The following is a 23,954-nucleotide window of genomic DNA, read 5'->3' on the forward strand; positions in this document are numbered from 1 at the left end:
GCCTCAGTGCGACTTTTCGTCGGTGTTGCCGTTCGGGTCGACCGCCGGCATCGCCGCCAGCTGCGCCGTGGTGGCCGCCACCGCCTTCACCTGCTGGCCCAGCGCTACCGCACTGCCGTTGCTGACGATCACCCGCTCGCCAGCCTTCAGGCCCTGCGTGATCTGCCACTGGTTGCCCACCACCTGGCCGGTACTGACCCGCCGCTCGACCACGCGATCCTTTGCGTCGAGCAGGCGCAGCAGCGGCTCGCCACGTTCATTGCGCAGCACCGCCTTCTGCGGCACCAGCAGGGCACGCGCATCGGTGGCCATCGGCAACACCGCCTTCAGGTACATGCCCGGCAGAAGCAGGCCCTCCGGGTTCGGAATGACCGCGCGCAGCACCACGTTGCCGGTGCCTGGATCGACTGCGCTGCCGACGAACTCCAGCGTGCCCTCATGGGCATAGGTGCTGCCGTCCTCCAGCAGCACCTTCACCTGGGCCTTGCCATCGATGGCTTTCACCAGGCCGGCGTCGAGCTGCTTGCGCAGCGCCAGCATCTGCGTGCTGGACTGGGTCACATCCAGATAGACCGGGTCCAGCCGTTGAATGGTCGCCAGCGCCGCATCCTGGCCGGCGGCGACCAGCGCGCCGGCGGTGACGCTGGAGGTACCGATGCGGCCGTCGATCGGTGCGGTCACCCGGGTGTAGTCCAGGTTGATGCGGGCGGCCTGCAATGCCGCGCGCGCGGCAATCACGTTGGCCTGGGCCTGCTTCAGTGCCGAGGTGGCATCGTCGGCGTCCTGCTTGCTGGCCGCGTCCATGCCCAGCAGCGTGCGGGTGCGCTCGGCCTTCGGCTGCGCCGACAGCACAGCGGCCTCGGCCTGCGCCAGCTGGCCACGCGCGGTATCGAAGGCGGCCTGGTACGGCGCCGGATCGACCTGGTACAGCAGCTGGCCGGCCTTGACCTGCTGGCCTTCGGTGAACAACCGCTGGCGGATAAGCCCACCGATCTGCGGCCGCACCTCGGACACCTCGAACGGCGCCGCCCGGCCGGGCAGGGTCTGCTGCAGTGCCAGCGGTTGCGCGCGGGCGGTGATGACGCCGACTTCGGGGGTGGCCGGGGCCTCGGTCCTGCCCGCCGAGCAGGCCGCCAGGGCCAGCAGCAGGGGCAACATCAACGCACGGGGGGAGCGGAACAGCGGACGCAGGAGTGACATGGGGGGCGTGGGGCCTTTCGTTGACCCGTGCACGCTGCCGTGAAAGTGTGCAGAGAATATGGAGATTGTGCGACCGGCTCAGCGGGCGCTTGCTTTCGGCGCCGCATGCGCCGCTAATGGCCCGGCGATGGCGAAGATTCGATTCAAATTCGGCCTGACCGCGAAGACCTTCCTCGCGATCTTCACCGCCTGCCTGCTGGTGCTGGCAGTAAACGGCATTGCCAGCCGCGTGGCGTTCCAGACCGGCTTCCTGGACTACCTCAACGACCAGGGCGACCTGCGCATGCAGCGCGTGATGCCACACCTGCAGCGCGAGTACCGCACGCACGGCGGCTGGGAGCATCTGCGCGGTGACAGTGACCGCTGGGCGCGGCTGCTGCGCCCGGACCTGGGCCATGGGCACGAGGGGCCCGTGCCGCCGCTGTCCGACCAGACCGGCGTTCCCTCGCGGCTGGGCCTGTTCGATGCGCAGCATCGGTTCGTGGCCGGCAACCCGGACGCGATCAGCGACGACGAGCCGCACAGTGTGCAGGTGGACGGACACACCGTCGGCTGGCTGGGCATGGTGCCGTTCCAGACCGTCATCGCCACCAACGACCTGAATTTCTACAACACCCAGATGCGCGCATGGTGGGTGATCGGCATCTCGCTGCTGCTGGTGACCGTAGTGCTGGCCTGGCTGGTGTCGCGCGCGCTGCGCCAGCGCCTGGCCAAGCTGGCCGCCGCCACCCACCGGCTCGCCGCCGGCGACTACGCCACCCGCATCGAGCGCACCAGCGATGACGAGCTGGATGCACTGGTCAACGACTTCAACCGGATGGCGCAGGCGCTGGACGACACCGAGCGCAACCGCCGCGCCTTCATTGCCGACATCTCGCACGAACTGCGCACGCCGCTGGCGGTGGTGCGCGCCGAACTGGAGGCGATCGAGGATGGTATCCGCCCGCTGGACCGCGCCAACCTGGGTGCCCTGCAGGGCGAGATCCGCCAGCTGGGCAAGCTGATCGACGACCTGCACGACCTGTCGATGACCCAGTCCGGCGGTCTGGCCTACCGCTTCGCCCCGCTGGACCTGGTGGCGCTGGTGCGTAGCGAGCTCAATGGCATGCGCGTGCGCTTCTCCACGGCGGGGCTGGCACTGGAAGAAGCGCTGCCCGCCACACCGCTGCAGGTGTCCGGTGACGAGCGCCGCCTGCAGCAGGTGCTGGCCAACCTGCTGGAAAACGCGCTGCGCTATACCCATGGCGGCGGCCGCGTGCGCGTGCAGGCTGCGCGCGTGCCTGCCGGCGTGCAGCTGATCGTGGAAGACACCGCGCCGGGCGTACCGGCCGACAAGTGTGCGCTGCTGTTCGAGCGCTTCTACCGGGTGGAGAGTTCGCGCAACCGCGCCAGCGGCGGCAGCGGGCTGGGCCTGGCCATCAGCCACAACATCATCCTCGCCCACCACGGCCATATCCACGCCGAGCCCTCGCCGCTGGGCGGGCTGCGCGTGGTCGTCACCCTGCCGGAGTCCGCATGAGCCTGTCCCCCGCCGCGTCCGCGAAGATCCTGATCGTCGAGGATGAGCCACGCCTGGCCTCGGTGCTGCGCGACTACCTGGCCGCCGCCGGCATGACCAGCGAATGGGTGGACGATGGCGGCCAGGTGATCGACGCGTTCGCCCGCTACCAGCCCGACCTGGTGCTGCTGGACCTGATGCTGCCGCAACGCGATGGCGTGGACCTGTGCCGCGAACTGCGCGCCGGCAGCGACGTACCGGTGATCATGGTCACCGCGCGGGCGGAAGAGATCGACCGCCTGCTGGGCCTGGACATCGGTGCCGACGACTACATCTGCAAGCCGTTCAGTCCGCGCGAAGTGGTCGCGCGGGTGGTGGCGGTGCTGCGCCGTTACCGCCCGGACCCCGCTGCACGCGCCAACAGCGGCCTGCATATCGACGAACCGGCGGCACGCGCCACCTGGAACGGCAAGGGCCTGGACCTGACGCCGGTGGAATACCGCCTGCTGCGCACCCTGCTGGCCACGCCCGGCCGGATCTGGGCGCGCGATGAGCTGCTCGACCGCCTCTACCTGGACCACCGCGTGGTGGTCGACCGCACCGTCGACAGCCATGTGCGCAACCTGCGCCGCAAGCTGGCCGACGCCGGCATGGAAGGCGAACCGATCCGTTCGGTGTACGGCATGGGCTACAGCTACGAACCCTAGCCGGTAGTGCCGGCCGCTGGCCGGCAACCGCAGAATTCCAGGTGCGTCCATTGAGGTTGCCGGCCAGCGGCCGGCACTACCCGTGCGCAACTGCGCTACAGTCGAGCACGCTCGACATCAACGGATCACGACTGCATGGACGACATCCACCCGATCGCGCCGGGCAAGCGCGCCGCCATTCTTTCCAGCCTCGCCGACATCGAACGGCGACACGACGTGCGCGTTCTGCTGGCGTGCGAGTCCGGCAGCCGTGGTTGGGGCTTCTCTTCGCCGGACAGCGACTACGATGCACGCTTCATCTACGTGCATCGCCAGCCGTGGTATCTCACCGTCAACGAGAGCACCGGCCCCGGCGATGCGCAGCGGGACGTGATCGAACTGCCGATCGACGATGAGCTCGATGTCAGCGGCTGGGACCTGCGCAAGGCATTGCGCCTGGTTTCAAAATCCAATCCGACACTGATTGAATGGCTGCGCTCGCCGATCATCTACCAGCAGGATCACACCGCAGTGTCGCAGCTTTGGAAGGCAGCTGAGTCGTTCTATTCACCACTGGGCACGTGGTGGCACTACTTCAACATGGCGCGCTCGAACCATCGCGGTTACCTGCGTGGCGAAACGGTACGCAAGAAGAAGTACCTGTACGTGCTGCGCCCACTGCTGGCCTGCCAGTGGATCGAGCACGAACAGACCCCCCCGCCGATGGCCTTCGAGGACCTGCTGGACCGGCTGCTGACGCACGGCCCGGTGCGTGAAGCCATCGATGCCCTGCTGGCCGTTAAACGCGCCAGTGCCGAGGTCAGTGCCGGACCACGCATCGCGGCGATCAGCGATTTCATCGATCGTGAACTGGCCATCCGGACTGCGCAGGCGCCGCAGCTGCCCGCTGGACACGGTGATGCGGCATGGCTGGATGAGCTGTTCCGGCAGATGCTGGCCGAGCACGCGCCGATCTGAGCGGCTGCACCTGACTCGGGTAGTGCCGGCCGCTGGCCGGCAACCGCAGAATTCCAGGTACGCCCATGACGTTGCCGGCCAGCGGCCGGCACTACCACGCAGGTATCATCGCGGTGAACGCCCTGATTTCCGGAGACACCGATGAACCCGCTGCGCCCCTTCCGCGACAAGATGCCCGTCCTCGGCGAGCGCGTGTACATCGATCCGGCCTGCACCCTCATCGGTGACGTGGAACTGGCCGAGGACGTATCAGTGTGGCCGGGTACGATCATCCGCGGCGACGTCAATTACGTCCGCATCGGTGCGCGCACCAATGTGCAGGACGGCACCATCATCCACGTCAGCCACCACAGCCCGTACAACAAGGCCGGCTACCCGACCCTGATCGGCGAAGGCGTGACCGTCGGCCATGGCTGCATCATCCACGCCTGCACCATCGGTGATTACAGCCTGATCGGCATGGGCGCCTGCATCCTCGATGGCGCCCGTGTGGAACGCCATGGCTTCGTCGGTGCCGGAGCGGTGGTCGGCCCGGGCAAGGTGGTCGGTGAAGGTGAGCTCTGGGTGGGCAACCCGGCCCGCCCGGCGCGCACGCTGAGCGACAAGGAGATCGAGTCGCTGCACTATTCGGCCGACCACTACGTGCGGCTGAAGGACGAATACCTGGGCTGAACGGCCAACGCCGCCATGCGGCTCTGCTAAAGTCTGGGCCCGACCAGGACCTGTCGAGACCCCCATGCCTGTGGCTGCCTGCCGGAGAGGACTCCGCCGCCCACAACGAAGGCCATCGCACTGATGGCCGCACCGATGCTCGATACCTACCGCGAGGTGGTGACGCCGGAGGGTGTGCCGCTGCAGTTGCCGGCGGCCGGCCCGGTGCCACGGGCGATGGCCTGGCTGATCGATCTGGGCGTGCGCATCGCGGTGCTGGTGCTGATGTCGATTCCGCTGGCACTGCTGGATTCGTTCGGCTCCGGGCTCGGCCTGGTGCTGATGTTCCTGGTCTACTGGGCCTACCCGATCGTCTGCGAAGCGCGGTGGGGCCGCACCCTGGGCAAGCGCGCACTGGGCCTGCGCGTGCTCGCGCGCGATGGCGCGCCGGTGGGCTGGATGGCCGCCATCACCCGCAACCTGCTGCGCACCGTGGACATGCTGCCGTTCGGCTATGCACTGGGCCTGATCAGCAGCCTGTTCGATTCCCACGGCCGCCGCCTCGGCGACCTGGTGGCCGGTACCGTGGTGGTGCATGCACCGGTGCTGTACCTGCCGCCTCCGCCCACCATCGACAGCGTGCTGGCCCCGCCGCAGCCGCTGCGACCGGAAGAACAGGCGGCGCTGATGGCCTTCGCCGAGCGCGCGCCGCGGCTGTCGGCGGCACGCCAGCAGGAACTGGCCGGCATTGCCGAGCCACTGACCGGCACCCACGGCCAGGTCGGCGTGCTGCGCCTGTATGCCATGGCCAACTGGCTGCTGGGGCGGCGATGAAGCAGGAACAGTTCGTCGCCCGCTACCAGCAGGAATGGCAGGACCTGGAACACTGGCTGCTGCTGCGCGCCGGTGCTTCGCGCCGCACGCGGCGCAAGGCCAGCGCGCTCGCGCTGGACGATACCGCCTTCCCGCAGCGCTACCGGCGCCTGTGCCAGCAGCTGGCGCTGGCCCGCGAGCGCGGCTACAGCCCGCAGCTGGTGCAGCGCCTGCAGCAGTTGATGCAGCAGGGCCACAGCGTGCTGTACCGCACGCCGCCGACGCGCTGGCGCGGTGCGCTGGAATTCCTGGTGGCCGACTTCCCGTTGCTGGTGCGCAGCCAGGCGCGCAGCATGTGGGTGGCGCTGGCGATGTTCGCGCTGCCGGCGCTGGCCTGCTTCGTGCTGGTGCAGGTCTATCCGGACCTGATCCACATGGTGATGGACAACCGCCAGATCGCCGAGATGGAGCGCATGTACGATCCGGCCGCCGAGCGCCTGGGACGCGACAGCGGCACCGACTGGATGATGTTCGGCCACTACATCCTCAACAACATCAGCATCGCCCTGCGTACCTTCGCCAGCGGCCTGCTGGCCGGCCTGGGCACGCTGCTGGTGCTGCTGTTCAACGGCGTGATCATCGGTTCGGTGGCGGGCCACCTGCAGCACATCGGCCATGGTGATCCGTTCTGGCGCTTCGTCGCAGGCCATGGTGCCTTCGAGCTGACCGCGATCGTGATCGCCGGCGGTGCCGGTCTGCAGCTGGGCATGAAACTGCTGGCACCCGGCCGGCGCAGCCGCCTGGATGCACTGGTCGAGGGCGGCCGCATCGGTGCGCGCCTGTGCCTGGGCGTGGCGTTCATGCTGCTGGTGGCCGCGTTCATCGAAGCCTTCTGGTCGTCGATTGCCGACGTGCCGGCGTGGGGCAAGTTCAGCGTGGCCGGCATGCTGTGGGCCGGCGTGCTGCTGTGGCTGTGGCGCGGCGGACGCGGAGGCGGCCATGCGCATTGACCACCTGGACGTGGTGCTGCGCGCGCGCAGCGGCTGGGAAGCAATGGAGCTGGGCAGTGCCCTGTCGCGCCGCCACGCACGCGCGGTATGGGGCAGCTGGCTGCTGGCCAGTGCGCCGCTGTTCGTGGTCTTCAACGCGCTGGGCTGGTGGCTGGATGCATTCGGCTGGGCGTGGCTGGCAATGTGGTGGTGCAAGCCGCTGTTCGAACGGGCGCCGCTGTACGTGCTGTCGCGTGGCATCTTCGGCGAGCCGGTCGGTACGCTGGCGGCCCTGCGCGCGCAACGCAGCTGGGGCAATGCAGGTTTCTGGGGCTACCTGGGCTGGCGCCGTTTCAGCGTGCTGCGCAGCCTGTGCATGCCGGTGAACCTGCTGGAGGGCAATGCGCCGGCCCAGCGCGGTGCACGCCGCCGTGCCGTGGCCGCTGGTGCGGCGGGTGCCGCCGCCGTGCTGACCGTGGCCTGCATGGCGTTTGAAGCGGTGCTGGTGTCCGGTGCGATCGGCGCGGTGTTCATGTTCATGCCGCTGGAGCTGATGTCCGAATCATGGCGTGCCGCGTGGGACATGATCGGCCAGGACACACCCGCCTGGGCGCGGGCGGGCTTCAACCTGGCGTGCTGGCTGGCCTCGGTGCTGATCGGTCCGTTCTACGTCGGCGCCGGCTTCGGCCTGTACTTGAACCGGCGCACGCAGATGGAAGCGTGGGACGTGGAGATCGCCCTGCGCCGCCTGCGCGAGCGGCTGCTGCCGGCGGCATCCACGCTGGCGCTGCTGCTGTGCCTTGCCCTGCCGCTGGCCTACGCGCCAGTGCATGCGCAGGACGCGCAGACGGCCGCAGAACAGGCAGACGATGCCGGAGAGGACGAGGACAGCGCGGAGGAACCGGCCACTGCGGCGAACGATCCGGCCAATGCACCGGCCATGATCTTCGGTGCAGCGCCAGTGGACACCGCCGGCTTCCGCCAGGCGGTGAACCGCGCCTATGAAGATCCGCTGCAGCGCCCGACCCGCCAGGTCACGCGCTGGAAGCCGATCGAGCAGGCCGAGGAAAAAAAGAAGGAAGACAAGCAGCTGCAGCGTGACACCAACAGCAAGGGTGAACGCAAAACGCGCAAGGACGGCATCGCCTGGCTGGCACGCCTGGCCGAGTGGGGCCTGTGGGGCCTGCTGGGCGTCCTGCTGCTGGTGCTGCTGCTGACCGCACGGCTGTGGCTGCCGTGGCTGCGCGGCAGTGGCCGGCGCAAGGCCGAGGCCACACCGCAGGTAGTGGAAGAACCGGTGGAACTGCCGGTCGTGCTGCCGCCGGACGTGGCCACCCAGGCCGGCCTGCTGTGGGACCAGGGGCGGCCGCGGCAGGCGCTGGCCCTGCTGTACCGCGCCAGCGTGCGCACGGTGGGCGAGCGCAGCGGCATCGCGCTTCCGCCCGGTGCTACCGAAGCGCAATGCCTGCGCGCGTCGCGGCGCATGCCCGATGCCACCGACCGTGACCTGTTCGCGCGCATCGTGCGCATGTGGCAGTACGCCGCCTACGGTGGCCGCCTGCCCAGCCGCGCCGATTTCGATGCATTGGCCGATACCCTGCGCCGGCAGTACAGGTGGCTGGCATGAGTCCGCGCCTGTTCTGGTCGCTGCTGCTGGGCGCGCTGGTGCTGTTCGGCGTGCCGCTGACGATCCTCTACCTGCGCACGCACGAACGCGTGACCGAGACCGTGCAGCTGCCGCCGCAGGGCGAAGCTGGCTACAACCCGCTGTACGTGCTGGGCCAGGCCCTGCGTGCCGATGGCATCGAGGTGCACTCGCGGCCGCGGCTGGACCTGCAGCAGATGGCGCTGGGCCCGCACGATACGGTGGTGCTGCTGCAGGACAGCAGCGAACTGCCGGCACCGGCGGCCAGGGCCCTGCTGGCCTGGGTTGATGGTGGTGGCCATCTGCTGGTGCGTACGCCGCCGCCCGCCGAGGACGACGCCAGCAGCACGCAGGGGCCCCTGCTGGACCAGCTGGGCGTGGACAGCCTGTATCAGCAGAGCGACTGCCAGCCATTCCACGTCATCGATGATCCCAGCCACGTCGAGTTCTGCGGTGGTCGTCGCTTCACGCTGGGCTTTGCCGCCAATGCGCGGGCCGAACGGCGCTGGGGCAACGAGCACAGCCTGGTGTTCGCACGCCTGCACCATGGCCAGGGCAAGGTGAGCGTGCTGGCCGACATGGAATTCATGCGCGGCGAGGTGGATTCGCCGGCGGCACGCCTGGCGTCGGCCGCAGGCAAGGCCAGTGATGGCCTGCACGATCTCTCGCACCGCGACCTGACCCGTTACCTGCTCGACCCGAATTACGGCAAGGGAGCGTTCTGGCTGGTCTATGCCAGCCGCCCGCCGTCACTGTGGGCGCGCCTGTTCTACCAGGGCTGGCCGCTGTGGGCGCCGCTGCTGCTGGCCCTGCTGGGCTGGTTGTGGGCTCGCTCGCAGCGCTTCGGCAGCCTGCTGCCGTCGCCGGTGCTGGAACGCCGCTCGCTGCTGGAGCACGTGCGTGCCAGTGGCGAGCTGCTGCTGCGCTTCGGCCACGGCACGCGCCTGTACGACGCCGTGTTCGCCCTGTTCCTGCATCGCCTGCGCCTGCGCGCACCGGTAGCCGCTGCACTGGACGGTGCGCCGCGCGATCAGGCCATCGCCGAGCTGCTGAAATGGCCGCAAGGCCGTGTTGCCAGCGCGCTCACGCCCCCGCCACCGCACGATTCCTCCGCCCTGCGCGAGCGCATCCGCTTGCTGCTCCAGATGAGATCCCTGCTATGACCGAAGTCCCCGAGCTGCCGGCGGCCGCCAACGCCCGCCTGATCGAACGCGTCGATGCCATCCGCACCGCCGTTGGACACGCCTTCATCGGCCAGGCCGATGTACTGGACCAGATCCTGGTGGCGCTGCTGGCCGGTGGCCACGTGCTGATCGAAGGCGTGCCCGGTCTGGGCAAGACCCTGCTGGTGCGTGCACTGGCACAGGCCCTGGAGCTGGACTACGGGCGCGTGCAGTTCACCCCCGACCTGATGCCCAGCGACGTCAGTGGCCACGCGGTGTACGACCCGAAGAGCGAGAGCTTCAAGATCCGTCGCGGCCCGGTGTTCACCAACCTGCTGCTGGCCGACGAGATCAACCGTGCCCCGGCCAAGACCCAGTCGGCCCTGCTGGAAGTGATGCAGGAAGGTCAGGTGACCATCGAAGGCAAGGCCTTCACCCTGGCGCCGCCGTTCATGGCGCTGGCTACGCAGAACCCGCTGGAACAGGAAGGCACCTACCCGTTGCCGGAAGCACAGCTGGACCGCTTCCTGCTGAAGGTGCTGATCGACTACCCGCAGCTGGAGGACGAGAAGCGCATGGTGACCGCGATCACCAGTGGCCGTGCCGCCAGCGATTTCGACCTGAGCCAGGTGCCGCGTGTATTGGGGGCCGGCGAGCTTCTGGAACTGCAGCGCGCGACCGCGGCGATCACCGTCGATGACGAAGTGATCGACTACGCGGTGCGGATTGTGGCGGCCACGAGGCAGTGGCCGGGCATCGCGGTCGGCGCTGGCCCCCGCGGCAGCATCGCGCTGGTGCGTGCCTCGCGCGCGCAGGCGGTGCTGGCCGGCCGTGACTTCGTCACGCCGGACGACGTGCGCGACATTGCGCGCCCGGCGCTGCGCCACCGCATTGCACTGGCCCCGGAGCTGCAGATCGAAGGCCAGGACGCCGACGACGTGCTGGGCGCGCTGCTGGCCAAGGTGGAAGCACCGCGCCGATGAGACCGGCCCCGCTGCTGCTGGCGCTGCTGCTGGCCTGGGCTGCCCTGGGCGGCCTGGTGCTGGGCGGGTGGCTGCCGCGCTGGAGCTGGGCGCTGGCAGCCGTCGTCATCGCGCTGCCCGCCTTGTGGGATCTGTGGCGGCAGTCGCGGCGTCCGTCGCCGCAGGTACAGCGCGAGCTGCCCGAAGCGCTGGCGCTGGGCGTGCGCCGCGAGGCGGCGCTGCGCCTGCAGGCCGAGCAATCGATGACGGTGCAGGTGTTCGACCTGGTGCCCGGCGGCTGGCCGCTGGAAGCGCTGCCGCAGCGCGTGCGCCTGCAGGCCGGTACGGCGTCCACCCTGCACTACCACCTGCAGCCGCTGCAGCGTGGGCACTTCCGCTTCGAGGGGGTGCACCTGCGCATGCGTTCGCCGTGGCGCCTGTGGTGGCAGCAACGCACGCTGCCGCCGGCGCTGGAGGTGCGGGTCTATCCGAACTTCGTGCCGCTCACCCGCTTCGCATTGTTCAGTGCCGACCAGGCCTCGCGGCTGGTTGGTGCGCACGTGAAGCGCCGCCGTGGCGAAGGCACCGATTTCCACCAGATGCGCGAGTACCGCATCGGCGACAGCCTGCGCCAGCTCGACTGGAAGGCCACCGCGCGTGCGCGCAAGCTGATCTCGCGCGAATACCAGGACGAGAAGAACCAGCAGCTGCTGCTGATGCTGGACAGTGGCCGGCGCATGCTGGCCAGCGAAGGCGGGCTCTCGCACTTCGACCATGCCTTGAACGCCTCGCTGGTGGTGGCTTACCTGGCGCTGCGCCAGGGCGACGCTGCCGGCCTGTACGCTGCCGGGGGCGAACGCCGCTGGGTGGCGCCGCAGCGCGGCATGGGTACGGTCGAGCACCTGCTGCGCGCCAGCTACGACCTGCAGCCACGCGCGGTGGCCACCGATTACCTGGCCGCCGCCACCGAGGTGTCGCTGCGCCAGCGCCGGCGTGCGCTGGTGATGCTGGTCAGCAACGTGCGTGATGAGGACATCGAAGACCTGCTGGCGGCAGTGCGCCTGCTGCAGCGGCGCCACCTGGTGTGCGTGGCCAGCCTGCGCGAACGCGAGCTGGACGGCGCACTGGAGGGCGAGGTGCAGACACTGGAAGACGCCACCCAGGCCGGTGCCGCCGCGCTGTACCTGCAGCAACGCGCGAAGGCGCATGAGGCCCTGCGCAGCGAAAAGGTGATGGTGCTGGACGTGACCGCCGATGCCCTGCCCGGCGCGCTGGTGGAACGCTATCTGGCGGTGAAGCGCGAAGGGCTGCTCTGATACCCGCGATCGCTCTGGTAGGTGCCAACCTTGGTTGGCACGAAACCCACAGCGCCGACCAAGGTCGACATCTACCAAAACCGGTTGCCGGCCAGCGGCCGGCACTACCCCTGCAACAACCGCCGCTGCAACCGCTCCACCGCACGCTGCAGCAACACCCGGTTGCGGGCCAGCTTCATCCACTGCGGCAGGCGCGAAAACATGGATCCATTGTGTACAGCGCCGCGCTCGCGCAGCGTCGATACCGCATAGTCATGCAATGCCTGAAGGTGCTCGGCGTTGTAGGCCCAGAGCAAGCCTGCGCGAGTCGGTTCGACCAAGCGCAACGGCAGTCCGAAATGCGGATCAGCAGCCTCTGCTTCGCGCAGCGGGGAAGCCGTGACCGAAACATCACTGGTTCGTCCACACTGCTCACAGCGAGCAGGAAAAGTGGTCGGTGCGGGTATACCCGATGCAATGTGCCGATTGACGCACAGCCATTGATGACCACAGTAGCCGCACGGTCGATGTCCCTGCATGCGCATCGCACCGACCCAATCCGAGCCATCCAGGGACGCACTGCAACCGGTGCAGCGGAACCGTGCTGACGTCCTGCAGCAAATCTTGCTGGTAACCACCCAGCCAGGCGTATCACAACGATGGCAGCGCACCGCGACCCGGTCGGAGAACGACCGAAGACCACGACCATCATCAAAATGTCGCCCTGCCACCGGCGTCACTCGTCCTCGTCGACCTTGGGGGCGCCGCACCGTCATCAGACGTAGATCCGCGTCGGCGCCTCGTCGACGATCGCGTGCGGCACGAAGCGCGCACTGTCGCGGGTGATCGCGCTGTCATCCTCGCGGATGCCGATGCCGCAGGCATGGTCACCGATCACCCAGCTGCCGATCAGCGGATAGCCGCCTTCGAAGCGGGTGAGAGGATGCGCACGCTGGATGATCGCCGGGCCGTCGTAGGGACCGTCGCTGCGTTGGGTGCTGCCATCGGCCAGGTGCATCTCGATGTTGGCGCCTTCGCGCGAGAACAGTGGTTTGCGTACCCAGCCCGACGCCAGCGTGCTGCCGTCATCGAAATGCGCTTCCAGCAGGTTCGGATGGCCCACGTTGCGCTGCCACAGCAGCGGCAGGATGCCCTTGTTGCTCAGCACCGCCTTCCAGGCCGGTTCCAGCAGCTGCACGCCCGAACCGGGCAGCGCGCGGCCGAATTCCTCGGCCATCAGGTCTTCCAGCGGATACAGCTTGAACAGCGTGCCGATCACCGAATCGTCCAGCGCGGTGAAGCGTCCGTCCTCGGACAGGCCAATGTCCTCGATGGCGATGGCCTGGCCATGCAGGCCGGCCTGCGACGCACAGTCGCGCAGGTACTCGACCGTGCCGCGGTCTTCCTCCGAACTGCCGACCGCGCTGAAGTACAGCGGCGGCGGCAGCTGTGTGGCGAGGTCGCCGAAACGCTCGACCAGCGCTTCGTGGATGGCGTTGAACTGGTCGGCATGCTGCGGCAGGCGGCCGGCATTGCGCTGGTCTTCCAGCCACTGCCACTGGAAGAAGCTGGCTTCGAACAGCGAGGTCGGCGTGTCGTAGTTCAATTCGTACAGCTTGGCCGGGCCGGTACCGTCGTAGGCCAGGTCCAGGCGGCCATAGAGGTGCGGCTGGCGCTGGCGCCAGCTGTCGGCGATCCAGTCGCGGTAGTGCGACGGAATCGCCAGCTGGTCCATCAAGCGTTCGCTGCCGATGACATCACCGACCAGATCCAGCGCCATCTGGTGCAGCTCGGCGCTGGGGTCTTCGATGTCCTGTTCGATCTGGCGCAGGGTGAAGGCGTAATACGCGCGTTCATCCCAGTACGGCTGGCCGTCGATGGTGTGGAAGCGGAAACCCGCCTCTTCCGCGCGCGCCCGCCACTGGGCACGCTCGGCAATCCGGATGCGCTGCATGGGTTGATCAGCCGCCGTAGCTGCCGCTGGTGCTGCGGCGTGCGCTGGTGTTGCCGAAGCCACCACGGCTGGCAGTGACCGCACGGTTCGGCTCGCTGGTGACCGGGGCCAGGCCGGCCTTGCCAGCACCGATGCCGCTGGCGGTGTTCAGGCCACCGGTGCCGCCCGGTGCCGGGCGCGCCCAACCCGCATTCTTGTCCTGGTAAGCCGGTGCCGACGCCGGCGCCTGCGGGGCGAGGCCGCCGCGGTTGCTCAGCATCTGCGACATGAAGAAGCCCATCATCATCGGGCCGATGAACGAGGTACCGGCCGAGGTGTGCTGCTGCACGCACTGTTCCGGCTTGTAGTCCTTCTCGCAGGCTTCCTTGCTGGCGTACTTCGGCGCCGCATCGGCGGCCTGCTTCTGCGCTTCAGCGAACGCATTGCGGCACGACGACGGATCGCCGGTGGCCTCGGTGCAGGCCTCCACCGAGGTATACAGGCCTTCCTGCACCTTCACCTCCGGCTCCTTCTGGCAGGCGGTGAACAGCAGCGGCGCGGCGCTCATCAGCAGCAGCGCGGTGGTGCGGGAACGTTTCATGGCCTCATGCCCTGTCGACGGATCAATGCCCCAATGATGCCAAATCCGGGCCAGCAACCGGAATCGGCAAAGTGCGAAAGATGAACGGACTTTCATTTTCGTCGGCATTGGGGTCAGAGCCCATCGCGCCGCGATGGGATCCGACCCCAGGCGACGCACCGCTCTGGTAGGTGCCAACCTTGGTTGGCACACATCCCGCGGCGCCCGGTCATGCCCGGCGCGCGCAGCCAAGTCTCCGTCAAGAAGCCCCCTTGTTGTTCAAGGGGGGCGCGCCGAAGGCGCGGGGATAAGGGGAAATGCGCGGACCGCCAAGCCGCTGCAAGCGGTGAAGGTGGTTGCAGCAGCAACCGAAAAAATTGGCCATGATCGGCTGACCCCCACGTCGTACGGCCCGCCCGTTCCGCCCGCCATGCCCGAATACCGTTCCCGCACCTCCACCGCCGGTCGCAACATGGCCGGCGCCCGCGCCCTTTGGCGCGCCACCGGCATGAAGGACGGCGACTTCCACAAGCCGATCATCGCCATCGCCAACTCCTTCACCCAGTTCGTGCCCGGCCACGTGCACCTGAAGGACCTCGGCCAGCTGGTCGCGCGCGAGATCGAACAGGTCGGCGGCGTCGCCAAGGAATTCAACACCATCGCCGTGGACGACGGCATCGCGATGGGCCACGACGGCATGCTGTATTCGCTGCCCAGCCGCGAGATCATCGCCGACGCCGTGGAGTACATGGTCAACGCGCACTGCGCCGACGCGCTGGTGTGCATCAGCAACTGCGACAAGATCACCCCCGGCATGCTGATGGCCGCGCTGCGCCTGAACATCCCGGTGGTGTTCGTCTCCGGCGGGCCGATGGAAGCGGGCAAGACCAGGCTGTCCGAGCACAAGCTGGACCTGGTCGATGCGATGGTGGTGGCCGCCGATGACAGCGCCTCCGACGAGAAAGTCGCCGCGTTCGAGCGCAGCGCCTGCCCCACCTGCGGTTCCTGCTCGGGCATGTTCACCGCCAACTCGATGAACTGCCTGACCGAGGCGCTGGGCCTGTCGCTGCCCGGCAACGGCACCACGCTGGCCACCCACGCCGACCGTGAGGCGCTGTTCCGCCGCGCCGGCCGCCTGATCGTCGAACTCTGCCATCGCTGGTATGGCGGCGAAGACCCCAGCGCACTGCCGCGCGGCATCGCCACCCAGGCCGCGTTCGCCAATGCGATGACCCTGGACATCGCCATGGGCGGCTCCACCAATACCATCCTGCATCTGCTGGCCGCAGCACAGGAGGCGGAGGTCGACTTCGACCTGACCCACATCGACGCGCTGTCGCGGCGCGTGCCGCAGCTGTGCAAGGTGGCGCCGAACACGCCGAAGTACCACATCGAGGATGTGCACCGCGCCGGCGGCGTGTTCGGCATCCTCGGTGAGCTGGACCGCGCCGGCCTGCTCGATACCACGGTGCCGACCGTGCACAGCGCCAGCCTGGCCGACGCGCTGGAACGCTGGGACGTGGTGCGCAGTGACAACGACACCCTGCATGCCTTCTTCAAGGCCGGCCCGGCCGGCATCCCCACCCAGGAGGCCTTCAGCCAGGCCACGCGCTGGCCGACCCTGGACATGGACCGCGCCGAGGGCTGCATCCGCTCGCTGCAGCATGCGTACTCACTGGAAGGCGGCCTCGCCGTGCTGCGTGGCAATCTGGCCGTGGATGGCTGCGTGGTGAAAACCGCCGGCGTGGACGAATCGATCCACGTGTTCGAAGGCCCCGCGCGTGTCTATGAAAGCCAGGACGCGGCCGTCGCCGGCATCCTCGCCGACGAGGTGCAACCGGGTGAGGTAGTGGTGATCCGCTACGAAGGGCCGAAGGGCGGCCCCGGCATGCAGGAAATGCTCTACCCGACCAGCTACCTGAAGTCGAAGGGACTGGGCAAGCAGTGCGCGCTGCTCACCGATGGCCGTTTCTCCGGCGGCACCTCGGGCCTGTCGATCGGCCACGTCTCGCCGGAAGCCGCCAGCGGCGGTGTCATCGGTCTGGTGGAGAACGGCGACCGCATCCGCATCGACATCCCGGCCCGCCGCATCGACCTGCTGCTGGATGAGGCCACGCTGGCCCAGCGCCGCGCCGACGCCGACGCGCGTGGCTGGAAACCGCGCGCGCCACGCCCGCGCAAGGTTACCAGCGCGTTGAAGGCCTACGCCCTGCTGGCCACCAGCGCCGACAAGGGCGCCGTACGCAACACCGCCCTGCTCGGCGATTGATGCCGATCCGGTAGTGCCGGCCGCTGGCCGCCATCTGGGAAAAGGGGACGGAGGGGATTAAGTCGTTTGTGCCTCAAACGACTTAATCCCCTCCGTCCCCTTTTTTCAGCCGATCACGCGCTTGAACGGGGGCAGCGCGTCGATGATGCGCTTGCCGTAGCGGCGGGTCAGCAGCCGCGAATCAAGAATGACCACGCGGCCGGTGTCGGTGGAGGTGCGGATCAGGCGGCCGGCGAACTGGGTCAGCGTGCGCAGCGCATGCGGAATGGCGATCAGGTTGAACGCGTTGAGCCCGCGTCCCTCGAACCACTCGCTGAGGGTGGCGGTCTGCGGGTCGGTCGGCACGGCGAACGGCACCTGGGTGATCACCACCGTGGTGCAGGCCTCGCCGGGCAGGTCGAGGCCCTCGCCGAACGAGTTCAGGCCGAACAGCACCGAGCCCTCGCCTGCCTCGACACGCCGCAGGTGTTCCTCGATCAGCCGGGTCTTGGACATCTCGCCCTGCACCAGCACCTGCTTGCGGCGCGCGGCCGGCATCAGCCCGGCCACCTTCTCCATCTTCCAGCGCGAGGTGAACAGCACCATCGAGCCCTTGGCCCAGTCCAGTTCGGTGTCCAGGTAGCGCGCCACTTCGCGCGGGTGGCCTTCGCGGTCGTCCGGCGTGACCGGGAACTTCGGCACGATCAGTTCGGCCTGGTTGGGCAGGTCGAACGGCGACGACAGCGAGACCATCTCGGCCTCTTCCGGAATGCCGTTGTCGATCGCCAGCGACTGGAAGTCGCCACCGCCGGTCAGCGTCGCCGAGGTCATCACCACCGAGTCCACTTCATCCCACAGCAGCTTGCGCAGCACGTGCGCGGCCGACACCGGCGAACCGTGCAGCACCAGGTCGCCATCGCGGGTGGCAGTCACCCAGCGCGCCATCGGCGGCGCGCCGTCCTTGTCTTCGCGGCGCCACGCCTGCCACAGGTTGTACTGCTGCTCGATCATCTCCAGCGCCATGCCCAGGTTGCGCTGCAGGCGCTCGCGCGCGGCATCGTCCGGCTTGCCCTTGGCCACCTGCGTGGTGGCCGCATGCGCCCAGTTGTAGAGGCTGCGGGTATCGTCGGCCAGTGCCTCGATCGGCTCGCGCCAGGCCTCGGGCAGGCGTCCATTGGCCGCGCGCCACATCGGCTCTTCGTCCGCCGGCGCCGGCATCCACACCCGCTCGATGTGATCACGGAACGCGCGCAGCTGCTTGGCCACGTTGCTGGCGACTTCGATCGCTTCGTTGGGCAGCAGGTTGCCCAGCCGGTCCTTGTCGACCGCGCGGTACGCACCGGCGATCAGGATCTGCAGGCGGCCGGTGCGCTTGGCCATCTCGTCCAGCGCGAGGCTGGCCGCGCCCTGGTCGATCGCCACGTTGCCGATGTGATGGCCTTCGTCCAGCACCAGCAGCATGTCCGAGGGTGGCGCGATCAACGGCTGGCCGTTGTCGCTGTCACCGATCGACAGCGCCGACAGCAGCAGCGCGTGGTTGGTGACCACGATCTGTGCGTCGCGCACCGTATTGCGCGAGCGCAACACCGCGCACTGCGCCGAATAGGCGCAGCGTCGCCCGGCACAACCCGAGGCCGGCGTGGTGATGCGGCTGCGCAGGCCGGGACTGATGGTCTCCGGCGCATTGTCGATATCGCCATCCCAGCTGCCGCTGGTGAAGGCGTCGGTCAGGCGTTTGGCGATGTCCATCTCGATCGGCGCCAGCGGCCGGTCGAACAGTGGCGCGTCATCCTCGAACATGCCGCCCTGCGAGCCCTCGCCCTGCGCCTCGGCGGCATTGCGCGTGCACAGGTAGCGGGTGCGTCCCTTGGCCAGCGCCACGGTCGCTTCCAGGCCGGTGGCCTTCAGGAAATTCGGGATATCGCGCTCGACCAGCTGCGACTGCAGCGCCACGGTGCCGGTGCTGATCACCAGCTTCTTCTTGGTGGCCAGCGCGATCGGCACGCCTGCGGTGAGGTAGCCCAGGCTCTTGCCGACGCCGGTCGGCGCCTCGACCACGCCGACGCCACCGCTTTTCGACAGCGCGCGCGACACCACGCCGATCATCTGGCTCTGCGAGCGACGGGTGGAGAAGCCGGGGGTGTTGGCCTGCAGCGTCGTGTACGCCTTGCGGATCGCGTCCTTCAAGGTGTCATCGAGCGTGCGCGGAGCGGCGACGGTTTCGGTCACGCCGGGAACTACCGTAGCTGGATCAGGCCGGTCATTGTCGCATGGCCGGCCGCGTTCACTGTTGCTGGCACCCTGAACGAGCCAGCGACGACGCCCGCCGGCGCGCACGGTCCGAAGCCCGCGCCGCACAGGGGCGAAACACGCCGGGCGTGGCCCGGCGCCAGCGCTCAGGCGACCGGGGCGGGACGGCTACGCAGCAGGCGCACCAGCGCCCACACCAGCAGCACCACGCCAATGGCCTCGACCATCGCCAGCGCGAAGTGCACCACGCCGAAGATGGCGCTCATGCCCGAGATGGCGCTGAAGTTGCCGCTGCTGACCAGCCACATCGGCAGCATGCCCGCCGCCAGGCCACCCAGGCTGGACAGCAGCAACAGCAGCAGGCCGACCAGCGCGCCGGTGCGGGTGGCATCGCGCGGCGCACCGACCACCCAGACCAGGCCGACGCACAGCGCGATCAGCACAGGCAGGCGCACGCCGACCATGCTCAGCACGGTCACCATCAGGGTTGTGCTGTCCATCGGTCAGTCCTCGCCGGCCAGCACGGCCGAGCCCTGGCGCAGCGACTGGTAGACCTCGCCGGTCTGCGGGCGCACGCCGTGCCACTGCAGGAAGCTCTCGGCGGCCTGCTCGACCAGCATGCCCAGGCCGTCGACGGTATTGCGGCACTGCGCCGCACGGGCCCAGGCCAGGAAGGCGATGGCCGCCTCGCCGTAGTTCAGGTCGACGGCAGTGGTCATCGAATTGACCAGCGACAGCGGCAGCTTGAACTCGACGTCGCGGTCGCGGCCAGCCGAGGTGGCATTGACGATCAGTTCGAAGTCGCCGAGGTCGCGCAGGTCTTCCCAGTAGCGGCTGATCGCACGGCCGGGCTCGCCCATCGCGTCGATCAGTTCGTCGGCGCGCTCCGGCGTGCGGTTGACCACCACCAGTTCGGTGATGCCGGCATCGAGCAGCGCCGGGGCGACGCTGCGCGCCGAGCCACCGGCGCCGATCATCAGCACGCGGCGACCGCGCAGGTCCAGGCCGTGGCGGTCGGTCAGGTCGCGCACCAGGCCGATGCCATCGGTGGTGTCGCCGTGCCAGCGGTCGCCCTTGCGCAGCAGTGTGTTGACCGAGCCGGCGCGGCGCGCGCGCGCGGTCAGCGTGGTGCACACCGAGAACGCGGCTTCCTTGTGCGGCAGGGTGACGTTGGCGCCGACACCGTCCTCGGCGGCGAAGGCCTCCAGTCCGGCCAGGAACGCATCCGGGGCCAGGTCGATCGCGCGGTAGTCGATGGCGATGCCTTCCTGGCGACCGAACGTCGCGTGGATCTGCGGCGACTTCGAGTGGGCAACGGGGTGTCCGAAGACGGCGTAACGGTCGGTCATGGAATCCTCAAGCTGGCTAGACTGATGCTCTTTCGTGCACGGAACCGGATGATGCGCATCACCCCGCCCCTGCTGGTGCTCGCCGCCAGTCTACTCTCTGCCCCCGTGGCGATGGCGTTGAACGAGTACGGCATCGAAGGCATGGGCGTGGTCTCGACCCGCGCCGACGAAGGTCGCGCCACGATCAGCGCCGATGGCCAGCGCATCGTCTTCGCCCGCCGCGGCGAGGCCGGCTGGGGCCTGTGGGAGGCGCGCGTGGTGGACGGTCGCTGGCAGCAGGCACAGGTACTGCCGGTAGGCGTGGCCGGTGAAGCCCGCGATCCCTACTTCAGCCGTGACGGCCGCTGGCTGCTGTTCGCGGCCGGCCGCGAGGGCGCGCTGGCGCTGTACCGCGCCGCGTTGGCCGCCGACGGCCGGCTGGGCCCGGCGCAGCCGCTGGCCGGTGACGGCGGGCGCCGGGAAGAGCGCGGGCCGGCCCTGAGCGCGGACGGCAAGCAGCTGTTGTTTGCCCGCCAGCAGGGCCGTGGCGCCGGCTGGGACCTGTTCGTGGCGACGCTGGATGCGCAGGGCCTGCGCGGCCCGGCCAGCGCACTGAGCGCGTTGAACAGCGCCGACGACGAGACCGACGGCGACTGGCTGGGCCAGGACGGCGCCGTGGTGTTCAGCCGCGGCAATGGCAGTACCGCGCAGGTCTGGAGCAGCGGCTGTGCGTGGAGCGGTGTAGCGCTGCAGCCGCTGGGGCTGTCGTTCAACCAGGCCGGCGGCTGGACCGGTGCGCCGGTGGTCGACAACGCCAAGCCGGGCGAGATGATGGTGGCCAGCAGTGCAGCGAAGGCGCCGCGTGCCGGTGGCGTGGACGTGTACCGGTTGGCGGTGCCGAAGGTGGCGGCGGTGGCCGGGTGCGCGCGGTAGATCCACGCCATGCATGGATTGAAACGCCCCGTCAGCGCGACAACACCTTGGCGCGCAGCTGCTCGTACTCCATCTCGCTCAGCTGGCCGTTGTCCTTGCGCTGGTTCAACGCGGCCAGCTCGGCCTGCACGGTCTCCGGCAGCGCCTGCTCACGGGCCACGTGGCGGGCAGCGGAGAGCTGTTCCGGCGGGCGCTTGCCGGCCCGCCAGGCGGCGATGAAGACAGCGACGATGATGGCGCCGAACACCAGCGTACCGGTGCCCCAGATCAGCCATTGCACCCATCCCAGTTCGGGTCCCATCGCGCAGTCCTCCGTCTATCGTGGCGCTATTGTCAGCGCTCGCGCAGCCATCGCGCCACCTGCGGCGCGAAATAGGTCAGCACACCATCGGCGCCGGCCCGCTTGAAACCCAGCAGCGACTCCAGCACGCAGGCGCGTTCGTCCAGCCAGCCGTTGGCGAAGGCGGCCTTCATCATCGCGTACTCGCCACTCACCTGATAGGCGAAGGTCGGCACTCCGAATGTCTCCTTCACCCGGCGCACCAGGTCCAGGTACGGCATGCCCGGCTTGACCATCACCATGTCGGCGCCCTCTTCCAGGTCCAGCGCGATCTCGCGCAGGGCCTCGTCGCCGTTGGCCGGGTCCATCTGGTAGGTCTTCTTGTCGGCCTTGCCGAGGCTGGCCGCGCTGCCCACCGCATCACGGAACGGGCCGTAGAACGCCGAGGCGTACTTGGCCGAGTAGGCCATGATGCGCACGTTGATGTGGTTGTCGGCATCCAGCGCACGGCGGATCGCGCCGATGCGGCCGTCCATCATGTCCGACGGCGAGACGATGTCCACACCGGCCTCGGCGTGCGACAGCGACTGCTTGACCAGCGCTTCGACAGTGATGTCGTTGAGCACGTAACCCTTGTCGTCGATGATGCCGTCCTGGCCGTGGGTGGTGTACGGGTCCAGCGCCACGTCGGTCATCACTCCCAGTTCCGGGAAGCGCGACTTCAGCGCGCGGATCGCACGCTGCGCCAGGCCGTCCTCGGCCCACGCCGCCGACGCGTCCAGCGACTTCAGCGACGGGTCGATCACCGGGAACAGGTCGATCACTGGAATGCCCAGTTCCAGCGCTTCTTCGGCCACCTTCAGCAGCTCTTCGATCGACAGCCGCTCCACGCCCGGCATCGACGGCACTGCGGTGCGGCCCGCCCGTTCGTGCACGAACACCGGGTAGATCAGGTCGTCGGTGGTCAGCGTGTTCTCGCGCATCAGGCGGCGCGAGAACTCGTCGTGGCGCATGCGGCGCGGGCGGTAAAGCGGGTGGGACATGGCAGGCTCCGAGGAGTGGCTATTGCAACAGGTAGCCCTGCGGCAGCAGGGGTTCGGGCAACGGGCGTTCGCCGAGCGCGTCGAGCTGGTCGATCTCGATCGTGCGCACCAGCGCGTCCAGCGGCAGGTCGTTCGGCTCCAGGCCGAACGGGTCTTCCATTTCTTCGCCCAGCTGGTCCAGGCCGAAGAAGGCGTAGGCCAGCACCGCCGACAGCACCGGCGTGCCCCAGCCCAGCGAGCTGGCCAGGCCGAACGGCAGCAGCACGCAGAACATCCATGCGCAGCGATGCAGCAGCAGGGTGTAGGCGAACGGCAGCGGCGTGGTGAGGATGCGCTCGCAGCCGGCCTGGATCGACGACATCGCGTGCAGGCGCTCTTCCAGCTGGGTGTAGAGGATCGGGTCGAGTTCGCCGGCGCGCAGGGCCTGGGCCAGCTCGGCAGCGATCATCGACAGCAATGCGTCGGGCACGTTCTCGCGCTGGCCCAGCTGCTCGCGCTGCGGCTTGTCCAGCCACGGCAACGCCGCCAGGGCCACGATGCGCCCGCGCAGGCGCGCGGCCAGCGCATGGGCAAAAGCCGTAGTGAGGTAGGCGATGCGGCGGCGGCGACCGGCGTCATCGGCCAGCAGCAGGTTCACCTGGCGGGCCAGCGAACGCGATTCGTAGACCAGCTGGCCCCACAGCTTGCGGCCTTCCCACCAGCGGTCGTAGCAGGCGCTGTTGCGGAAACTGAGGAAGATCGACAGCACCAGGCCGAGCAGCGTGAACGGCGTGACGGAAACGCGCTCGATGCCGGTCGGCGGCGCCAGCTCCACCACCGCGGCCACCGCGATGGACAGGATCAGGATGGCCAGCACCTTCGGCGCGATCGCTTTTACGATCGAGCCGCGCAGGATGTACAGCAGTTGCCAGCCGTGGGGACGGGGTCGGATGATCATGGGGCAGCCGCGCCGGGCGCGGATTCACAGGCACGCGGGGGGCTCGCGCAGCCGTTCATTGTACGCCCCTGCCCGGCCCGCGGCCGTGTACCTGCGACGCCCTGTCGCACCCGGCGATGCGGCTCAGATCACGCCGCCCCCCAGGCCCAGGCGCAGGATGCCGACCACCACCACGATGCCGTTCAGCACCAGCCCGGCCCAGGCCCGGCCGCGCTTGGTCGGGTGGGTGAACAGGATGCCCAGCGCGGCGATCACCGCGCCCACGGCGGCGAACGGGATCAGGAACCAGTTGCCCCAGCCCAGCAGCGGAATCAGCGCCAGGATCATCCACAACAGCGCCAGTACGCCCCACAACAGACTGATCACGCCCATTCCACTCTCCCGCCGTTGGTTCCTGTCTGTGCACCATAGTCGTTCCCGCCGTCGCCGCCTACTGCCGTTGGCGGGGCTGTCACCGGCACCGTGCTAGCGTGCCGCCGTGCCTGCTCTGGGCCGGGTGTTGGCGCCGATTCAGAGTGGCCCGCCGATGATCGCAACCAGTC

The 23,954-nt window shown here is 68.8% G+C and carries 23 protein-coding genes; 12 read left to right on the top strand and 11 right to left on the bottom strand.

Annotated elements, in window-relative coordinates:
- Positions 1 to 3: 3 nt before the first annotated feature.
- Entirely contained in the window at positions 4 to 1,200 is a 1,197-nt protein-coding gene (gene smeA / locus AC5P56_RS03095; protein WP_288496576.1) for a multidrug efflux RND transporter periplasmic adaptor subunit SmeA, read from the bottom strand.
- Positions 1,201 to 1,327: 127 nt separating this feature from the next.
- Here smeA and baeS point away from each other — a divergent pair, with 127 nt between their 5' ends.
- From baeS to AC5P56_RS03145, 10 genes are all read left to right on the top strand, one after another.
- A complete protein-coding gene (gene baeS / locus AC5P56_RS03100; protein WP_111206556.1) occupies positions 1,328 to 2,719 on the top strand; it encodes a sensor histidine kinase efflux regulator BaeS in 1,392 nt (463 codons plus the stop codon).
- Positions 2,716 to 3,405: a response regulator gene (locus AC5P56_RS03105; RefSeq protein WP_053495844.1), complete on the top strand. Its 690-nt coding sequence runs from the start codon at positions 2,716 to 2,718 to the stop codon at positions 3,403 to 3,405. Before baeS ends, AC5P56_RS03105 begins: the two co-directional genes overlap by 4 nt.
- Positions 3,406 to 3,540: 135 nt before the next feature.
- Positions 3,541 to 4,362, top strand: coding sequence for a nucleotidyltransferase domain-containing protein (locus tag AC5P56_RS03110; RefSeq protein ID WP_495231458.1), 822 nt, complete (start codon positions 3,541 to 3,543; stop codon positions 4,360 to 4,362).
- A 141-nt stretch (positions 4,363 to 4,503) separates the two neighbouring features.
- Complete coding sequence (locus AC5P56_RS03115) at positions 4,504 to 5,034, top strand: gamma carbonic anhydrase family protein (protein ID WP_014038860.1); 531 nt, start codon at positions 4,504 to 4,506, stop codon at positions 5,032 to 5,034.
- Positions 5,035 to 5,157: 123 nt separating this feature from the next.
- Positions 5,158 to 5,847, top strand: coding sequence for an RDD family protein (locus AC5P56_RS03120; RefSeq protein ID WP_049404933.1), 690 nt, complete (start codon positions 5,158 to 5,160; stop codon positions 5,845 to 5,847).
- On the top strand, positions 5,844 to 6,836 hold the full coding sequence (locus AC5P56_RS03125; RefSeq protein ID WP_014648779.1) for a stage II sporulation protein M: 993 nt from the start codon (positions 5,844 to 5,846) through the stop codon (positions 6,834 to 6,836). The genes AC5P56_RS03120 and AC5P56_RS03125 overlap by 4 nt, the downstream gene beginning before the upstream one ends.
- Positions 6,826 to 8,442 carry a DUF4129 domain-containing protein gene (locus AC5P56_RS03130; RefSeq protein ID WP_288495375.1) on the top strand — a complete coding sequence of 539 codons (1,617 nt, stop codon included), beginning with the start codon at positions 6,826 to 6,828 and terminating at the stop codon, positions 8,440 to 8,442. Before AC5P56_RS03125 ends, AC5P56_RS03130 begins: the two co-directional genes overlap by 11 nt.
- Entirely contained in the window at positions 8,439 to 9,623 is a 1,185-nt protein-coding gene (locus tag AC5P56_RS03135) for a DUF4350 domain-containing protein (protein ID WP_032957038.1), read from the top strand. The genes AC5P56_RS03130 and AC5P56_RS03135 overlap by 4 nt, the downstream gene beginning before the upstream one ends.
- Positions 9,620 to 10,606: an AAA family ATPase gene (locus AC5P56_RS03140; protein ID WP_014648782.1), complete on the top strand. Its 987-nt coding sequence runs from the start codon at positions 9,620 to 9,622 to the stop codon at positions 10,604 to 10,606. Before AC5P56_RS03135 ends, AC5P56_RS03140 begins: the two co-directional genes overlap by 4 nt.
- Entirely contained in the window at positions 10,603 to 11,901 is a 1,299-nt protein-coding gene (locus tag AC5P56_RS03145; protein WP_014648783.1) for a DUF58 domain-containing protein, read from the top strand. Before AC5P56_RS03140 ends, AC5P56_RS03145 begins: the two co-directional genes overlap by 4 nt.
- 104 nt (positions 11,902 to 12,005) lie before the next feature.
- Here the strand turns inward: AC5P56_RS03145 and AC5P56_RS03150 are convergent, their stop codons facing one another.
- From AC5P56_RS03150 to AC5P56_RS03160, 3 genes are all read right to left on the bottom strand, one after another.
- Positions 12,006 to 12,425 (bottom strand): hypothetical protein, encoded by a 420-nt coding sequence (locus AC5P56_RS03150; RefSeq protein WP_329856827.1) that lies wholly within the window; start codon positions 12,423 to 12,425, stop codon positions 12,006 to 12,008.
- Between the two features lie 230 nt (positions 12,426 to 12,655).
- Positions 12,656 to 13,834: a glutathionylspermidine synthase family protein gene (locus AC5P56_RS03155; RefSeq protein WP_032957032.1), complete on the bottom strand. Its 1,179-nt coding sequence runs from the start codon at positions 13,832 to 13,834 to the stop codon at positions 12,656 to 12,658.
- 7 nt (positions 13,835 to 13,841) lie between these two features.
- Positions 13,842 to 14,414, bottom strand: coding sequence for a DUF1190 domain-containing protein (locus AC5P56_RS03160; RefSeq protein ID WP_005420172.1), 573 nt, complete (start codon positions 14,412 to 14,414; stop codon positions 13,842 to 13,844).
- Positions 14,415 to 14,823: 409 nt separating this feature from the next.
- On the opposite strand from AC5P56_RS03160, the gene ilvD reads away from it, so the two are divergent.
- Positions 14,824 to 16,662: a dihydroxy-acid dehydratase gene (gene ilvD / locus AC5P56_RS03165; protein WP_032959069.1), complete on the top strand. Its 1,839-nt coding sequence runs from the start codon at positions 14,824 to 14,826 to the stop codon at positions 16,660 to 16,662.
- 105 nt (positions 16,663 to 16,767) lie between these two features.
- Here the strand turns inward: ilvD and dinG are convergent, their stop codons facing one another.
- The 3 genes from dinG to aroE form a co-directional block, all read right to left on the bottom strand.
- On the bottom strand, positions 16,768 to 18,870 hold the full coding sequence (dinG, locus tag AC5P56_RS03170) for an ATP-dependent DNA helicase DinG (protein ID WP_014648788.1): 2,103 nt from the start codon (positions 18,868 to 18,870) through the stop codon (positions 16,768 to 16,770).
- Between the two features lie 167 nt (positions 18,871 to 19,037).
- Positions 19,038 to 19,391 carry a hypothetical protein gene (locus AC5P56_RS03175; RefSeq protein ID WP_014648789.1) on the bottom strand — a complete coding sequence of 118 codons (354 nt, stop codon included), beginning with the start codon at positions 19,389 to 19,391 and terminating at the stop codon, positions 19,038 to 19,040.
- 3 nt (positions 19,392 to 19,394) lie between these two features.
- Complete coding sequence (gene aroE / locus AC5P56_RS03180) at positions 19,395 to 20,240, bottom strand: shikimate dehydrogenase (protein WP_014648790.1); 846 nt, start codon at positions 20,238 to 20,240, stop codon at positions 19,395 to 19,397.
- 48 nt (positions 20,241 to 20,288) lie between these two features.
- Here aroE and AC5P56_RS03185 point away from each other — a divergent pair, with 48 nt between their 5' ends.
- A complete protein-coding gene (locus tag AC5P56_RS03185) occupies positions 20,289 to 21,152 on the top strand; it encodes a TolB family protein (protein ID WP_014648791.1) in 864 nt (287 codons plus the stop codon).
- A gap of 31 nt (positions 21,153 to 21,183) precedes the next feature.
- On the opposite strand, the gene AC5P56_RS03190 is transcribed toward AC5P56_RS03185, so the two are convergent.
- The 4 genes from AC5P56_RS03190 to AC5P56_RS03205 all read right to left on the bottom strand — a co-directional run bounded on the left by AC5P56_RS03190 (position 21,184) and on the right by AC5P56_RS03205 (position 23,784).
- Complete coding sequence (locus AC5P56_RS03190; RefSeq protein WP_014648792.1) at positions 21,184 to 21,453, bottom strand: gas vesicle protein GvpG; 270 nt, start codon at positions 21,451 to 21,453, stop codon at positions 21,184 to 21,186.
- A gap of 32 nt (positions 21,454 to 21,485) precedes the next feature.
- The gene (hemB, locus tag AC5P56_RS03195; RefSeq protein ID WP_014648793.1) at positions 21,486 to 22,475 is read right to left on the bottom strand and encodes a porphobilinogen synthase; all 990 of its coding nucleotides are present in this window, start codon (positions 22,473 to 22,475) and stop codon (positions 21,486 to 21,488) included.
- 19 nt (positions 22,476 to 22,494) lie between these two features.
- Positions 22,495 to 23,412, bottom strand: coding sequence for a bestrophin family protein (locus AC5P56_RS03200; RefSeq protein WP_014038878.1), 918 nt, complete (start codon positions 23,410 to 23,412; stop codon positions 22,495 to 22,497).
- Between the two features lie 123 nt (positions 23,413 to 23,535).
- A complete protein-coding gene (locus AC5P56_RS03205) occupies positions 23,536 to 23,784 on the bottom strand; it encodes a hypothetical protein (RefSeq protein WP_005420185.1) in 249 nt (82 codons plus the stop codon).
- Positions 23,785 to 23,954 lie beyond the last annotated feature (170 nt).

It is taken from the genome of Stenotrophomonas sp. YJH_SMC_131 (assembly GCF_059367975.1).

Coding starts and splice junctions, on each gene's coding strand:
- smeA (WP_288496576.1), bottom strand. CDS start 1,200: ATGTCACTCCTGCGTCCGCTGTTCCGCTCCCCCCGTGCGTTGATGTTG.
- baeS (WP_111206556.1), top strand. CDS start 1,328: ATGGCGAAGATTCGATTCAAATTCGGCCTGACCGCGAAGACCTTCCTC.
- AC5P56_RS03105 (WP_053495844.1), top strand. CDS start 2,716: ATGAGCCTGTCCCCCGCCGCGTCCGCGAAGATCCTGATCGTCGAGGAT.
- AC5P56_RS03110 (WP_495231458.1), top strand. CDS start 3,541: ATGGACGACATCCACCCGATCGCGCCGGGCAAGCGCGCCGCCATTCTT.
- AC5P56_RS03115 (WP_014038860.1), top strand. CDS start 4,504: ATGAACCCGCTGCGCCCCTTCCGCGACAAGATGCCCGTCCTCGGCGAG.
- AC5P56_RS03120 (WP_049404933.1), top strand. CDS start 5,158: ATGGCCGCACCGATGCTCGATACCTACCGCGAGGTGGTGACGCCGGAG.
- AC5P56_RS03125 (WP_014648779.1), top strand. CDS start 5,844: ATGAAGCAGGAACAGTTCGTCGCCCGCTACCAGCAGGAATGGCAGGAC.
- AC5P56_RS03130 (WP_288495375.1), top strand. CDS start 6,826: ATGCGCATTGACCACCTGGACGTGGTGCTGCGCGCGCGCAGCGGCTGG.
- AC5P56_RS03135 (WP_032957038.1), top strand. CDS start 8,439: ATGAGTCCGCGCCTGTTCTGGTCGCTGCTGCTGGGCGCGCTGGTGCTG.
- AC5P56_RS03140 (WP_014648782.1), top strand. CDS start 9,620: ATGACCGAAGTCCCCGAGCTGCCGGCGGCCGCCAACGCCCGCCTGATC.
- AC5P56_RS03145 (WP_014648783.1), top strand. CDS start 10,603: ATGAGACCGGCCCCGCTGCTGCTGGCGCTGCTGCTGGCCTGGGCTGCC.
- AC5P56_RS03150 (WP_329856827.1), bottom strand. CDS start 12,425: ATGCGCATGCAGGGACATCGACCGTGCGGCTACTGTGGTCATCAATGG.
- AC5P56_RS03155 (WP_032957032.1), bottom strand. CDS start 13,834: ATGCAGCGCATCCGGATTGCCGAGCGTGCCCAGTGGCGGGCGCGCGCG.
- AC5P56_RS03160 (WP_005420172.1), bottom strand. CDS start 14,414: ATGAAACGTTCCCGCACCACCGCGCTGCTGCTGATGAGCGCCGCGCCG.
- ilvD (WP_032959069.1), top strand. CDS start 14,824: ATGCCCGAATACCGTTCCCGCACCTCCACCGCCGGTCGCAACATGGCC.
- AC5P56_RS03175 (WP_014648789.1), bottom strand. CDS start 19,391: ATGGACAGCACAACCCTGATGGTGACCGTGCTGAGCATGGTCGGCGTG.
- aroE (WP_014648790.1), bottom strand. CDS start 20,240: ATGACCGACCGTTACGCCGTCTTCGGACACCCCGTTGCCCACTCGAAG.
- AC5P56_RS03185 (WP_014648791.1), top strand. CDS start 20,289: ATGATGCGCATCACCCCGCCCCTGCTGGTGCTCGCCGCCAGTCTACTC.
- AC5P56_RS03190 (WP_014648792.1), bottom strand. CDS start 21,453: ATGGGACCCGAACTGGGATGGGTGCAATGGCTGATCTGGGGCACCGGT.
- hemB (WP_014648793.1), bottom strand. CDS start 22,475: ATGTCCCACCCGCTTTACCGCCCGCGCCGCATGCGCCACGACGAGTTC.
- AC5P56_RS03200 (WP_014038878.1), bottom strand. CDS start 23,412: ATGATCATCCGACCCCGTCCCCACGGCTGGCAACTGCTGTACATCCTG.
- AC5P56_RS03205 (WP_005420185.1), bottom strand. CDS start 23,784: ATGGGCGTGATCAGTCTGTTGTGGGGCGTACTGGCGCTGTTGTGGATG.